Genomic DNA, 14,870 nt, shown 5'->3' on the forward strand with positions numbered 1-14,870 from the left:
ATTAATTTTTGATTATACGTTTCACTACACTTTGTTCTTCTGAAGCAATTTTAACGAAATAAATTCCCGTTGCAACATTGCTAAGATTTAATGAGTAGTTAGAATCCGATATTGTTACATTTTCTTCTGTTAAAATTACTTTTCCGGACAAATCGTAAACCGTAATGATTTCCGGCGTGAACGTTCCTAAAGCAATATTAAAAATTCCCGTCGACGGATTTGGATATACTGCAATGTTGTTCAGTTCGAAGTTTTGACTGGCAAGCGTTCCTTCAATAACAAAATCGTCAATAACAACGCCTAATTGGTTGGCTGATTCATCCGAATGGAATACGATTCTGAAAATAACATTCGTCTGGCTGTTAAGCGCATTTAACGGGTAGAAATATGATTTCAGCGTGGTGTCTGTACCGGTCCATTGTGCGCCAGGACAATTGTAGCAATCGCTTCCGGTTGTAGCAGAAGTACGGTTACTGTTGTACCAATTGGCGCCTTGAGTTCCCAAAACATTCCAAGTCTGACCGAAATTTGTGGTATATTGTACATAAGCGACATCCCAATCCTGCTCCAAATCAAATTTCATTTTGAAACGGATTACCGGATTGGTCACATTGGAAAGGTTATAACACTGCGACACCAAATACGACTTGGTCATGTCAGGATAATTTCCTGTGAAATTAGTGGTATACACATTGTTGGTAAGACCTCCGGACAATGTTCCCGCTGATCGGATGCCTCGCTGCCATTGGGAAACTGCAGCGCCGTCATTATACGATAACAAGGCAGAACCTGCAGTTTCAAAAGTATTTACAACTCCAACTGTCCCGGGATCATTCACATAGAATGGAATATTGGATTGGTTGTTATCAGAATAAGCATCATTTGTGGTAGTGGTAACTACATTTAAAGTATATACTCCTCTTGCTGCCGATATTTGAGGCAGATCGATAATCTGATTTGCTGTTGGAGTAATTGTACCGTTCCAAACATAATTAAGCGGAGTACCATTGTACTGATAATTTACCGAAACGGAATTTATCGGATTGAGTCCGTTATTTTTAACCGTCACCTGAGGAATGAAACTTCCGCAGTTAATTGCAGACGAAGGATTGTTCACCGAAACCAGTTTTACGTCTGTTAACGGTACTTCAACAGGAATCGAGGCTTGCCAAATACCTCTTCCGTAAGTGGCTGCAGTGATTTTTGAATCTTCCAGATTGATTTCCAGATCCGTAACACTTACGTTAGGTAAATTGGTATCGAAAGCTTCCCATTGCGTCATCGAATCGTCTCTGTAATAAACCCCTAAACTTGTTCCCAGATACAATGGGTTTAAGGTATTTCTTCCCTGGTGTCGGATTACGTTTTTTCCAATTGAAGGTAGACCTGTTGAAAAAGAAGTAAACGCGGTTCCGCCGTTAGTTGATTTTAATGCCTGACCAGCGGTTCCGGAAGTCGTGATGTAAATAGTATTACTGTCTGTTGAATGCACACATACCGAAGTAATGTTGGATGATGCCGAATAAGCCAATGTAAAGGTAATTCCTTTATCGGTGCTTTTGTACAAGCCTGTTCCGTTAACAACGTACATATTGTTATCGTTACTTGGGTCTACGGCGATTAATTCTAAATTTCCGGTTCCTATACTACTACTGTTTTGCTGTACCCAAGCCGAACCAACTAATTTATACAAGCCTGCGAAACCGGAATACAATTCACCGGCACCGTTTGATGTTAAAGGTGTAACCCAGTTTCCGTCTACACCACCGGGTGATCCAACCGAAGAACCCAAAGTGTTTCCGGCATCGGTACTCATGTACAGACTGCTTCCGTTTTGAATGAATCCGTAGTATTTATCGCTGTTGTTCGGATCGATGGCTGTATCCATACCGTCGGCTCCATAGAAATTTTTCCATTGGTTTGCACTGTAAGCATGACCTCCGTTATCCTGAAGTCCGCCCACCATTTTATTGGCCGATTGTTTTGAAACCGCAATTTTATAAAACTGACTGATTTGCAATCCTCCGGTTAAATCGGTGAAATTTGTTCCCCCATTTGCCGAAACATAGACTCCACCATCAGTACCGGCAAATAACTTTCCGCCATAAAAACGCAGAAAATGAATATCGGCATGAGTATAGGAAGCTGCCGTTGGTGAACTCCAGTTGTTTACTTTTGTCACGGCTGTACCGCCATTAATTGATTTCCAAACATTTAGACATCCGGTATAAATTTCATCGGCATTGGTATCCGATACCGCCAAAGCCATGTCGTACCATGCCTGAGTGGATTCAAAAATATCAGTAGTCCCGGAAGTTTTCGTCCAGTTTGTTCCAGCGTTTGTTGATTTGTAAATGCCTTGAAAAGCATTGCCTGTGGTAGCACTTAAAATGTAAACATAGTTAGCATTGGCCGGTGTTACGTCTAAAAGCAATCTTCCTGAATTTATAGGTAATGGCGTTGTTGTAATTACGGTGAAAGTATCTCCCGCATTGGTAGAACGGTAAAATCGGTTTGTCGTAACGGCATACACTGTATTGGAATCATCCGGTTTTACGCGAATCGAACCTTGGGAAAAATCTCCAGCCTGCTCGTTGGTCCAGGTAGTACCGCCATTAGTTGTTCTGTATAAGCCGACACTCGTGGCTACCCATAACATATTAGGGTCGTTGGGATTCATAATTAAATCGCCAGCCAAAGTTGTAGTGTTAGCAAAAGTCAACCCTGTAGTATTCCAGGTTAATCCACCATCGGTAGATTTGAGCACGCCAATGGAATACGTATCCGAGGCATCCCTGTCTCCGGTAGCAATATAAATCACATTTGGATTGGTATGGTCTACTGCAATTCCCGAAACCCCAATCTGAGGTAATTCATCGGATAAAGGCGTCCAGGAAGAACCATTATTGGTTGATTTCCAGATTCCCCCCGCCGGCGCACCTATATATAAGGTATTAGGATTTGTAGGATCTACGTAAACAAAATTAACCCTTCCTTGTCCGGAAGACCACGAGCCGGTGTTGACATGGGTAAACGGTCCGATTGGCGTCCAATTGCTTACTGGCAAACTTCTTCCGGTCGTTCCGCTATTTGCGGCCTTCTGATTTTTTTTCTGATTAAGCGCCAACCACATCTGATCCGGAGAAATTAAAGTACCATCCGCATTGGTTTTATTACGCCAGTGGTTTTCCCAACGCATAAACGGTTTGTAACCGCTTCCTTTTATATTTCGGTCGTGGTTTTTCCAATATTCATTGAAGTCAGCCACAATTTCATCAATCGACCGCTCTTTTTTGTTTTCCGATGCAGCGCTACCCTGCATCCAAGGTGCCGATCGGTTAAATTGCGAATATCCCAACAGGGAACACAATAACGTTAATACTAAGTAAGTTTTTTTCATTTTTAGTTAAGTTTTGTCAAATTTATAAAGTTTTGTTAGAAAACCTATTATTTTAACACCCAACAAATCAAAACATTAGATATTTTTTATGCGTATTATATGTTTTGTACCTTTGCAAAAAAAATATTCTATGATTGCCTTTTTCAAAAAGTACATCCCTTTTTTTATTGTTCTTGGTATATTGTCCGTTATCATTATCACTCTGTTTTATACCGCCTTAAAACCAAAAAAAACCTTACCGATTTACACACCGTCTATGGTCAATCCGGAATTGGTTGATTCCACCATTCAGCATATTGCCAATAAAAAAGAACACCATATTGCCGATTTTGCCTTCACAAATCAGAACGGAAAAACCATTACCCAAAAAGACTATGAAGGTAAAATTTATGTGGCCGATTTTTTCTTCACCACCTGTCAAACCATTTGCCCGATCATGACCGATAACATGACCTGGTTGCAGACTCAGATTAAGAACAAACCCGAAGTCATGTTGCTTTCCCACTCGGTTACACCGGATATCGACAGCGTTTCCGTATTAAAAAAGTATGCTCAGGAAAAAGGCGTAATCGACAGCAAATGGAACCTGGTTACCGGAAACAAAAAAGATATTTACTACATCGCCCGAAAATCCTATCTGGCCGTAAAAACCGGGAAACCGGAAGAACTGTACGACATGGTACACACCGAAAATTTTGTTTTGGTAGACCAAAAACGTCGCGTTCGCGGATTTTACGACGGCACTAAAAAAGAAGAAGTCGAGCGCTTATTAACCGACATCAATTTTCTGATAGAAGAAGAAAAATAATTCGTCGTTTCTTAAAATTATGCAAAAGTGATTTTTATCATCTTTTAAAGAATTATTATCCTTATTTTTGTAATCTAAATTCAATCTAAATAAAGTTTGGCAATTACGGTAGCACAATTACAACGCGGTCAAAAAGGCACCATTCTGGATTTTAACATCGAAGAAATTCCGTTAAAATTACTGGAAATGGGTTGTTTACCCGGCAATGAAGTAACGCTTCTTCAGGTAGCGCCGTTTGGCGATCCGTTATACATTACCGTAAACGACAGTCATGTGGCCATCCGATTGGAAACAGCAAAGGAAATTAGTATTGAAATCATAGATGTGCCCTGATTTATGAATCGCAACACCATAAAAGTAGCCTTAATAGGAAACCCGAACGTTGGAAAAACTTCTGTTTTCAACGAACTCACCGGTTTAAACCAACAAGTGGGGAATTATCCCGGCATTACGGTGGAAAAAAAGGTGGGTTTTGCAAAACTATCCGAATATACCAAAGCCACCATACTCGATTTACCCGGAACATACAGTCTGAACGCGAGTTCAATGGACGAAAGTGTGGTGATTGAATTGCTGATGAATAAAAACGATAAGGATTTTCCCGATGTGGCCGTAGTGGTTTCGGAAGTGGAAAACCTGAAACGAAATTTATTGCTTTTCACACAGATTAAAGACCTTGAAATCCCTACAATTCTGGTAATCAATATGGCGGATCGCATGATTCCGAAAGGTATTTCGCTTGATATTCCGTTTTTGGAAAAAGAACTGAAAACCAAAATTGCTTTGGTGAGTTCCCGTAAAAAAATCGGAATCGACAACCTGAAACAACTCATCATCAATTATAAGGAATTGTCCACCGAACCTTGTTTGAACGCTTCAAGCATTGATCCGGAATATTTTAACAGCCTGCGTCGCGCATTCCCGAATCAGTTGTTGTACAAATTATGGTTGGTGATTACGCAGGATGTGAATTTCGCAAATCTGCACCGAAAAAAAATCGAAGAAAACTCCTTCGCCAAACCTAAAGCCGATTTAAAACGACTGCAACAAAAAGAAACCATCAAACGCTATCAGTTTATTAACGATACGCTGAAAGTTGGTTACAAAGTAGACAAAACTACGGCGACCGATTTCAGAGAGCGTCTGGACAGGGTGCTAACCCATAAAATATTTGGCTATGTAATTTTCTTCGGAATTTTGATGCTGATTTTCCAATCGATTTTCGACTGGTCGAGCATTCCGATGGATTTCATCGATGAAACGTTTGCAGTTTTAAGTTCGTATGCGAAAACCCATTTGCCGGCAGGAATTTTAACCGATTTGATTTCCGAAGGAATCATTCCGGGCTTGGGCGGGATCATTATTTTTATTCCGCAGATTGCTTTTCTGTTTCTGTTCATTTCCGTTTTGGAAGAAAGCGGATACATGAGCCGCGTAGTGTTTCTGATGGACAAAATCATGCGGAAATTCGGCTTGAGCGGAAAAAGCGTTGTGCCTTTAATTTCGGGAACTGCCTGTGCTATTCCAGCGATTATGGCCGCGCGAAATATCGAAAACTGGAAAGAACGGCTGATTACCATTTTAGTGACTCCTTTTACCACTTGTTCTGCCCGTTTACCGGTATACGCCATTTTAATTTCGTTGATTATTCCGGACAAACGTGTATTCGGACTGTTCAATATGCAGGGACTGACCCTGATGACGTTGTACCTGCTGGGCTTTGGAATGGCTATTTTTTCGGCTTATATCCTAAATAAAATCCTGAAGATAAAATCGCATTCCTACTTTGTAGTGGAAATGCCGGGCTATAAAATTCCGATGTTTAAAAACGTGGCGATTAATGTAGTTGAAAAAACAAAATCGTTTGTTTTCGGTGCCGGAAAAATTATTTTGGCGCTGTCGGTTATCCTTTGGTTTTTAGGCTCTCACGGTCCGGACAAAACGTTCCATGATGCCGAAAATATTATCGAAACCCAATTACAGAACAAAACCATTTCCGGCGAAAAAGACGATTTGGTTGCCTCCTACAAACTGGAAAACTCCTATATCGGCATTATCGGAAAATCGATTGAACCGGTAATTCGTCCGTTGGGTTACGACTGGAAAATAGGGATTGCCGTGGTGAGTTCGTTTGCTGCCCGGGAAGTTTTTGTGGGCACCTTAGCTACGATTTACAGCGTGGGAAGTCATTCCGACGAAGAAACCACGATTAAAAACCGCATGGCTGCCGAGGTACATCCGATAACCGGAAAAAAGATTTTTAATGTCGCCACCGGAGTTTCGCTTTTGCTTTTTTATGCTTTTGCGATGCAGTGTATTTCGACGCTGGCCATCACCAAAAAGGAAACCAACTCTTGGAAATGGCCGATGATTCAATTGGTCTTCATGAGCGGATTTGCCTATACCGTTTCACTGATTGCTTATCAACTACTTAAATAATGATGTCGTTTCAGGAAATAATCGTCTATTTACTCTTAGGATTTGCAGTGGCGTTTCTTTGGAAAAAATTCTTCGGAAAAAAGAAGAAAGACAAAGATTGTGGCGATGGCGACTGTGGTTGTCACTAGTATTTTAATACAATTTTATAGTCTTTTGACTCAATCGGAACGCCTTCTTTCGGATAAGGAAACACTTGTATTTCTTTTAAATTTTCTTTTCGAACGGGAAGATGTTTCGTAAACCAATCATTTACTTCAGTCATTGTGTTACTGTTTAACGTAAATTCCTGTTGGGCTACTACTTTTTTGTTTTCATAGGCGGCAACTTCAACAGAAACTTCGCCAGCCCAAATGCATTGTGCTCCTTCCGGGCATCGGGAATCGTTAATGACCCGTACCAAAACAATTTCTTTTTCTGATGAAGAATCTAATTTCTGATTGATTTCATTTTTGTTCGTTGCAACAGTACAACAACCCGAAATTAGAAATGAAACACTCAAGGCGACAATTACGTTTTTCATATCTGTTTTATTTACTGTTGGATAATCAATAACGGAATTCGGATGTTGTGCCGCACCGCATCTACGGTAGTTCCGAACAAAAGGTCTTTGAACCAATTGTGTCCATGCGCTCCCAACACTAATATATCGAAATCGCCTTCGTTAATCATTTTCGCAATGTTTTTCTTCGGAATTCCGAAATCGAGCTGAATCGCAACCTGATAGCCTTTTTCCTCCAAAGCTTTTTTGTATTGCTCTAAATATTTACGGTCACTTGAGGTTTCAAAATCCTGAATTTCTTCACCATACACCATCGCGCCCACTGATTCCACTACGTGAATAATGGTGTACTGCGCACTCTTTCCACCCAATTGCAAAGCACTTTCGATACTTTTCTGATCGGTTTTAGAAAAATCCAAAGCAATGGCAATTTTGGAATATACGATTGGTTTTTCGGCTTCTTTCACGATAATTTCTTTTATGTGCGGTACCAATGTTGGCGTGGCCATACCCTTTTCTAAAAAAGGCTTTACAATAATATACAGCAAAAGTAATGCCGCCACGACTGCCAAAGGAACTACAAAAAGCCAGATGTAAATTGGATTCTCCGAAGACGTTATCCAACCTTTAATTTCATCGAAAACCAAACGGGCATTCAGCGACACAATCACCAAAGCGATCACCCAAGAGGCAATTTTGGTGTACTTCCCAATGGCGAATCCTCTCATTTTGGTATCATCACTCACAAAATGAATCAACGGAATAATCGCAAATCCCAACTGCAGACTCAAAATAACCTGACTCAGAATCAGCAGTTTTCCGGTGGCGGCTTCCCCGAAATACAAAATAGCGATGAAAGCCGGAACAATCGCAATCAACCGCGTGACAATTCTTCGCACCCAAGGCTGGATTCGCAGGTTCAGGTAGCCCTCCATTACTATTTGACCGGCCAACGTTCCGGTAATGGTAGAACTTTGTCCCGCCGCAATCAAGGCCAAAGCAAACAACGTTGGCGCCCAATGGCTTCCCAAAAGCGGTTCTAAAAATTTATAAGCATCCTGAATTTCCGCTACTTCAAACATTCCATTTTTATAGAACGTTGCCGCAGCCAAAATAAGTATCGCAGCATTCACAAAAAAAGCCAGATTCAAAGCAATTAAGGAATCGAAAAAGTTATACCGAAGCGCCTGCTTGATTCCTTTCGCGGTACGGTCAAATTTTCGGGTTTGTACCAGCGACGAATGCAGGTACAAATTGTGCGGCATTACCGTGGCCCCAATAATTCCGATCGCAATGTACAAAGCGGTACTGTTAGGAATGGAAGGGACAATGCCTTTGGCGATTTCAGTAATTTCCGGTTGGGCCAAAAACATTTCGACCAAAAACGAAAATCCGATGATGGCGACCAATACAATAATAAATGCTTCCATTTTCTTAATGCCTTTGTTCAGCAGGAAAAGCAGCAAAAAGGTATCGAGCATCGTAATACTAACGCCCCAAAGCAACGGTATATCAAAAAGCAACTGCAATCCGATGGCCATTCCCAAAACTTCAGCCAAATCACAGGCAGCAATGGCGATTTCGGCTAAAAAATACAGCACCATATTCACCGGTCGGGAATAGGTATCCCGGGAGGCTTGTGCCAAATCACGTTGGCGTACAATGCCCAATCGCGCACTCAGACTCTGCAGCAACAACGCCATAATGTTGGACATCAGCAACACCCAAATTAGGGTATATCCGAACTGACTTCCTCCAGCGATATCGGTTGCCCAGTTTCCCGGATCCATGTAGCCGACACTTACCATGTATGCCGGACCGAAAAAAGCCAATATTTTTTTCCAAACCGACGTATTCTGAACGATTGCTACCGATTCGTGTACTTCTTCGAGTGAATTTGATTTTGATGCCATCTTATTTTATAAAACGATTTTTGCAAAAAGATTACTCGCAATTTTATTGGAAATGATGATTTGTTTCTTTTCCACTTCAATGGTTAACGACATATCGAAACTTTCCTTGGCAATAATTTTTATTTTCGAACCTAAGGCGATTTGCTGTTTGTCTAAATATTGCAGAAAACTGGACGACGAATCTTTTACGCCGACGCAAATTCCGGTTTGCCCGATTTCAAATTCCGACAACAATTGTTTTTCGACCTTAACAATATTTCCGTTTTTGTCCGGAATCGGGTCGCCGTGTGGATCTTCTGTTGGGAAACCTAAGAAAGCATCCAGTTTGTTAATGAGTTTTTCCGATTTGATGTGTTCGAGTTCTTCCGCCACATCGTGAACCTCATCCCAGGCAAAATCCAATTTTTCAACTAGGAAAACTTCCCAAAGACGATGCTTCCGCACAATCATTTTGGCTGCCATCAGACCTTTATCCGTTAAGCCTACCCCTTGATATTTCTGATAAATCACCAATTCTTTTTCGGCTAATTTTTTAATCATATCCGTCACCGAGGACGCTTTACTTTCCACTAAAGCGGCAATCGCATTGGTACTTACCCCTTGCTTTTGAGACAACGAAAGATGATAGATGGCTTTGAGATAATTTTCTTCAGAATAGGTCATTACACAGTATTTATGTTTCCAAAAATACAAATTTTTTTGATTGAAAATAATTTTTTAGCTTTGTCTAAATTTTTATTTCGTTTAAATCTAAAATATAATTGTGAAAAATCTAATCCTGCTCTTTTCATTCCTTTTCTTTTCTGCGGTAAACGCACAAACCAGAATTACAGGAAAAATTTCTGCAGAAGGAAATGCTTTGGGCTATGCTTCCGTGTCGCTTTCGAAAACAAAATTCGGCGTTACGGCAGACAGCCTCGGAAATTATACTATACAAAACGTAACCCGCGGTGAATATGAAATAAGAGTATCGCATGCCGGTTTTAAAAGCCAACGAAAAAAAATTACAATTTCCGATTCGACCACGATAGTTCTTGATTTTGACTTGAAAGCAGACAATGCTCTGGAGGAAGTAGTGGTAACCGGAACCCTAAAAGCCGTAAACCGGTTGGAAAGTCCGGTTCCTGTGGAAGTGTACAAACCTGTCTTTTTCAAAAAAAACCCAACCGCCAATATTTTTGAAGCCCTGCAAAACGTAAACGGTGTGCGACCGCAATTAAACTGCAACGTTTGCAACACCGGCGACATTCACATTAACGGACTGGAAGGTCCTTACACCCTGGTTTTAATCGACGGAATGCCGATTGTGAGCGGATTGTCAACCGTTTACGGATTATCCGGAATTCCGAATTCACTTTTGGAACGCATCGAAATCGTGAAAGGACCCGCTTCGTCCTTATACGGAAGCGAGGCGGTGGGCGGCTTAATCAACATTATTACCAAAAATCCGAAAAGCGCTCCGGTAGTTGCTGCCGACGTTTTTACCAACAGTTGGGGGGAAACCAATGCCGATTTGGGATTCAAAACCAATATCGAAAAAACCGCTTCGTTGTTAACAGGTGTGAATTATTTCAGTTACAGCAATCCGATTGACAACAACCACGATAATTTTACCGATGTGACGTTACAAGACCGAATTTCCGTTTTTCAAAAGTGGAATTTTAACCGGAAAAGCAACAGACTCTTTTCGATGGCCGGACGCTATTTCTATGAAGACCGTTGGGGCGGTGAAATGCAATGGGAGAAAAAATTCCGCGGCGGAAGTGAAGTATACGGCGAAAGCATCTACACCAAACGTTACGAAATTTTAGGAGCCTACGAACTTCCGGTAACGGAAAAAATATTGTTTTCCTTCTCCTATACCGATCATGACCAGAATTCGGTGTACGGCAACATCCCTTATCTGGCACAACAGAAAATCGGTTTCAGCCAGCTGACATTGGATAAAAAAATCCAAAAACACGATTTACTTTTCGGAACGGCGGTGCGGTATCAGTTTTACAACGACAATACGTCGGCAACCGCCAAAGCAGACCAATCCTGGATTCCGAGTTTGTTTGTACAGGACGAAATTCATCTGGCCGAAAAACACAACCTTCTGTTAGGCGCCCGATACGACTACAACAGCAAGCACGGTAACATTTTCACCCCGCGACTGGCGTACAAATGGAAAATGAACGACAATTCGATTTTACGTTTCAATACCGGCACCGGATTTAGGGTGGTGAATCTGTTTACCGAAGAACATGCGGCACTGACTGGTTCTCGGGAAGTGATTGTACTCGAAGATTTAAAACCCGAACGTTCCTATAACGCCAATGTGAATTTCTTGAAGAAATTTTACTCGAAAGACGGCGATTTCATCGGATTGGAAACCACCGCCTGGTATACCTATTTTACAAATTCGATTATTCCGGATTACGACACCAATCCGAATCAGATTATCTACAAAAATCTTGACGGATATGCGGTTACCAAAGGCATCAGTCTGAACCTCGATGCGGTGTTTCAAAACGGTCTGAAAATAATTGTCGGAGGAACCTATATGGATGTCAACAAAACCGAAAACGGCGTAAAAACGCAGCAAATCCTAACCGAAAAATTCACCGGAACCTGGGCCATTACCTATCGTGTAAAAAAATGGTTTCTGGATATTGATTACACCGGAAATGTTTACGGGCCGATGCGATTGCCCCATTTGGGCGCCAATGATCCGAGAAAAAAATACTCGCCAACATGGAGCATTCAGAACATTCAGCTGACGTTCAACAGGTTTAAAAATTTCGAAATGTATGGCGGAATCAAAAATTTACTAAATTGGACGCCAAATAAAGGCAACCCGTTTATAATTGCCGGAGCCGATGATCCGTTTGATCAAGACGTTCAGCCGGGAGAATTAACCTTCGATCCGGGGTATGTTTACGGTCCGAATCAGGGCATCCGAAGTTTTTTCGGCATCCGATACACCTTAAAATAAATGAAAAAAAACATCTTTACAATATTCCTTTTCCTTTTCGCTTTCACACTATCGGCGCAACTGAAAAACCATACCTTGGCCGAAGCCGAAAAACTGGAACAGCAAGACCCGAAACCGGTTTTTGTTTTTATCCATACGTCTTGGTGCAAATATTGTAAGATGATGGAAAATTCGACGTTTAAAAATCCGGAAGTGATTCAGCTTCTGAACGACAATTTTTATTTTGTTTCGTTAGATGCCGAAAATAAAGCCCCGATTACGTTTAAAAACCACATTTTCAAATACAAACCAAAAGGGAAAAACACCGGAATTCACGAACTGGCGGAAGCACTCGGCACTGTTGACGGGAGCATCACTTATCCAACCTTTTCCATTTTGGACAAAAACAATACCATCTTACTGCAAATCAGCGAATATACCGATGCCAAAACCATGATTCCTTTATTGAAAGAAGCGGCTAATTTTCGTTAACAACATTCTAACATAAATTTCGATTTTACTTTGTAACTTTGCGACACATTAACTTAGAAATTTAAATTATGTATCCAGAAGAAATGGTAAAACCAATGCGTGCTGAATTATCAGAAGCCGGTTTTCAAGACTTATATAATGCAGAAGCGGTAGAAGCGGCTTTGGCTAAAGAAGGAACAACGTTGGTAGTGGTAAACTCTGTTTGCGGTTGTGCCGCAAGAAACGCGCGTCCAGGTGCAAAAATGAGTTTGGACAACAGCAAAAAACCAGACAACTTAATCACGGTTTTCGCTGGAGTTGACAAAGAAGCGGTAGATGCCGCACGTCAGCACATGTTTCCTTTCCCGCCGTCATCACCAAGTATGGCTTTATTTAAAAACGGAGAATTGGTTCATATGTTAGAACGTCATCATATTGAAGGACGTCCTGCCGAATTAATCGCTGAAAACCTGAAAGACGCTTACAACGAATATTGCTAGTCGTAACTATGCTTGCATACCATAAAACCACTGATTTTCTGGTGGTTTTTTTTATTTAATCCCTTATCTTTGTAGCAAATACCACTATAAATGCAAAAATTAATTTCATACCCAATATCCATTGTTTTCTATTTGGCTTTTGCGTTATGTCTATTGATATTTCATCCGATACAATGGGTATGTTTGAATGTTTTTGGTTATCAGGCACACAAGAAAAGTGTCGATTACCTTAACTTCTTTTTGACAAAATGTACGAATCTTTTAGGAACTACTTATGATTTTCAGCACATTGACAGAATTCCGAAAGGAGTACCCGTTATTTTCGTAGCCAACCATCAGAGTTTGTATGACATTGTTGGGATTATCTGGTATTTACGCCGTTCCCATCCGAAATTTGTCAGCAAAAAAGAATTGGGAAAAGGAATTCCGAGTGTATCTTATAATTTACGTCACGGCGGTTCGGTGTTAATCGACAGAAAAGACCCGAAACAAGCATTGCCGGTAATTAAAGGATTGGGCGAATATATTGAAAAAAACAACCGTGCTGCGGTAATTTTTCCGGAAGGAACTAGAAGCAAAAATGGTGTTCCGAAGCGTTTTTCGGAAAACGGTCTGAAAATATTATGTAAATATGCGCCATCGGCCTATATTGTGCCGATTTCTATAAACAATTCCTGGAAGATGGTTCGCTACGGACAATTCCCAATGGGCTTAGGGAACCGATTGCAATTCATCATTCATGAACCCATGGCCATAAAAGACTATCCTTTTTCCGAATTAATGGAAAAAACAGAAAAGGCGGTGGTAGAAGGAATAAAAATTTAAAACTTATGTCAATACAAAATGTACGTCTGGAAGTAATGCAATTTCTGGAGAAAAATATCGACAGTTTCGTGGAAAACTACCTAATTCCTGTCGAAAAAATATGGCAACCCAGCGACTTGCTTCCGAATTCCGAAAAAGACACTTTTTTGGATGAAGTAACCGAACTGCGTGAAATCGCCAAAGAATTACCGTATGACTTTTGGGTGGTTTTGGTAGGTGACACCATCACCGAAGAAGCGTTACCAACTTATGAATCTTGGTTAATGGATGTGGAAGGTGTAGATCAGAAAACAGCTAACGGCGACAACGGCTGGGCCAAATGGTTACGCCAATGGACCGGGGAAGAAAACCGTCACGGTGATTTGTTAAACAAATATTTATACTTATCCGGTCGTGTGAACATGCGCGAAGTCGAGATTACCACACAGCACTTAATTAACGATGGTTTCGATCCGGGAACCGACCGTGATCCGTATAAAAACTTCGTATTTACCAGTTTTCAGGAATTGGCTACGTATGTTTCCCACAACCGTGTGGCACAATTGGCAAAGAAATTCGGTGACAACAAATTGTCTAAAATCTGTAAAATCATTGCCGGCGATGAAATGCGTCACCATTTGGCCTACAGCGAATTCGTAGACCGTATTTTTAAAGTCGATCCGAGCCAGATGATGTTGGCCTTCGAATACATGATGAAGAAAAAAATCACAATGCCGGCCCATTTAATCCGTGAATCAGGAGAAAGTATCGGTAGCGCATTTGAGAAATTTTCGGAATCAGCACAACGCATCGGAGTGTATACCGCAATGGATTATGTAGACATTCTTGAAAAATTGAATGCCAAATGGGAAATCGACAAAATCGGAAACTTAACCGATGAAGCCGAAAAAGCCCGTGATTATTTATTGAAACTACCGGCGCGTATGACTAGAATTGCAGAGCGTATGGTTGTACCAAGTGAAGAAAAACTGTTCAAGTGGGTACAACCTGCCTTGATTAAGTAATAAAACATAAAAATCCTTTCTTAACCGAAGGGATTTTTTTTAAAACCGACACATT

At 40.9% G+C, this 14,870-nt stretch carries 13 protein-coding genes; 9 read left to right on the plus strand and 4 right to left on the minus strand.

Annotation, left to right across the window (positions count from 1 at the left end; genetic code table 11):
- Position 1: 1 nt before the first annotated feature.
- Positions 2-3,400, minus strand: coding sequence for a T9SS type A sorting domain-containing protein (locus FCR2A7T_RS01755; RefSeq protein WP_023569546.1), 3,399 nt, complete (start codon positions 3,398-3,400; stop codon positions 2-4).
- 130 nt (positions 3,401-3,530) lie between these two features.
- Here FCR2A7T_RS01755 and FCR2A7T_RS01760 point away from each other — a divergent pair, with 130 nt between their 5' ends.
- The 4 genes from FCR2A7T_RS01760 (at position 3,531) to FCR2A7T_RS14940 (ending at position 6,775) form a co-directional block, all read left to right on the plus strand.
- Entirely contained in the window at positions 3,531-4,208 is a 678-nt protein-coding gene (locus FCR2A7T_RS01760) for an SCO family protein (protein ID WP_023569547.1), read from the plus strand.
- A 96-nt stretch (positions 4,209-4,304) separates the two neighbouring features.
- Entirely contained in the window at positions 4,305-4,541 is a 237-nt protein-coding gene (locus tag FCR2A7T_RS01765) for a FeoA family protein (RefSeq protein WP_023569548.1), read from the plus strand.
- Positions 4,542-4,544: 3 nt separating this feature from the next.
- The gene (feoB, locus tag FCR2A7T_RS01770) at positions 4,545-6,647 is read left to right on the plus strand and encodes a ferrous iron transport protein B (protein ID WP_023569549.1); all 2,103 of its coding nucleotides are present in this window, start codon (positions 4,545-4,547) and stop codon (positions 6,645-6,647) included.
- Complete coding sequence (locus FCR2A7T_RS14940; protein ID WP_394330440.1) at positions 6,647-6,775, plus strand: FeoB-associated Cys-rich membrane protein; 129 nt, start codon at positions 6,647-6,649, stop codon at positions 6,773-6,775. The genes feoB and FCR2A7T_RS14940 overlap by 1 nt, the downstream gene beginning before the upstream one ends.
- Here FCR2A7T_RS14940 and FCR2A7T_RS01775 read toward each other — a convergent pair.
- The 3 genes from FCR2A7T_RS01775 to FCR2A7T_RS01785 are packed head-to-tail and all read right to left on the minus strand — an operon-like array spanning position 6,772 to position 9,722.
- Entirely contained in the window at positions 6,772-7,167 is a 396-nt protein-coding gene (locus FCR2A7T_RS01775) for a hypothetical protein (protein WP_023569551.1), read from the minus strand. The genes FCR2A7T_RS14940 and FCR2A7T_RS01775 overlap by 4 nt on opposite strands.
- 11 nt (positions 7,168-7,178) lie before the next feature.
- The gene (locus tag FCR2A7T_RS01780; RefSeq protein WP_023569552.1) at positions 7,179-9,059 is read right to left on the minus strand and encodes an Nramp family divalent metal transporter; all 1,881 of its coding nucleotides are present in this window, start codon (positions 9,057-9,059) and stop codon (positions 7,179-7,181) included.
- Positions 9,060-9,065: 6 nt separating this feature from the next.
- Positions 9,066-9,722, minus strand: coding sequence for a metal-dependent transcriptional regulator (locus FCR2A7T_RS01785; protein ID WP_023569553.1), 657 nt, complete (start codon positions 9,720-9,722; stop codon positions 9,066-9,068).
- Positions 9,723-9,822: 100 nt separating this feature from the next.
- On the opposite strand from FCR2A7T_RS01785, the gene FCR2A7T_RS01790 reads away from it, so the two are divergent.
- The 5 genes from FCR2A7T_RS01790 (at position 9,823) to FCR2A7T_RS01810 (ending at position 14,815) form a co-directional block, all read left to right on the plus strand.
- Positions 9,823-12,036 (plus strand): TonB-dependent receptor, encoded by a 2,214-nt coding sequence (locus FCR2A7T_RS01790; protein WP_023569554.1) that lies wholly within the window; start codon positions 9,823-9,825, stop codon positions 12,034-12,036.
- Positions 12,037-12,507: a thioredoxin family protein gene (locus FCR2A7T_RS01795; RefSeq protein ID WP_023569555.1), complete on the plus strand. Its 471-nt coding sequence runs from the start codon at positions 12,037-12,039 to the stop codon at positions 12,505-12,507. It abuts the gene before it with no gap.
- A 68-nt stretch (positions 12,508-12,575) separates the two neighbouring features.
- A complete protein-coding gene (locus FCR2A7T_RS01800) occupies positions 12,576-12,986 on the plus strand; it encodes a BrxA/BrxB family bacilliredoxin (protein WP_023569556.1) in 411 nt (136 codons plus the stop codon).
- Positions 12,987-13,076: 90 nt separating this feature from the next.
- Positions 13,077-13,811, plus strand: a complete 735-nt coding sequence (locus FCR2A7T_RS01805; RefSeq protein WP_023569557.1) for a lysophospholipid acyltransferase family protein — start codon at positions 13,077-13,079, stop codon at positions 13,809-13,811.
- A 5-nt stretch (positions 13,812-13,816) separates the two neighbouring features.
- Entirely contained in the window at positions 13,817-14,815 is a 999-nt protein-coding gene (locus tag FCR2A7T_RS01810) for an acyl-ACP desaturase (protein ID WP_023569558.1), read from the plus strand.
- Positions 14,816-14,870: the final 55 nt, after the last annotated feature.

The organism is Flavobacterium cauense R2A-7 (assembly GCF_000498475.1).
Classification (GTDB): Bacteria; Bacteroidota; Bacteroidia; order Flavobacteriales; family Flavobacteriaceae; genus Flavobacterium; species Flavobacterium cauense.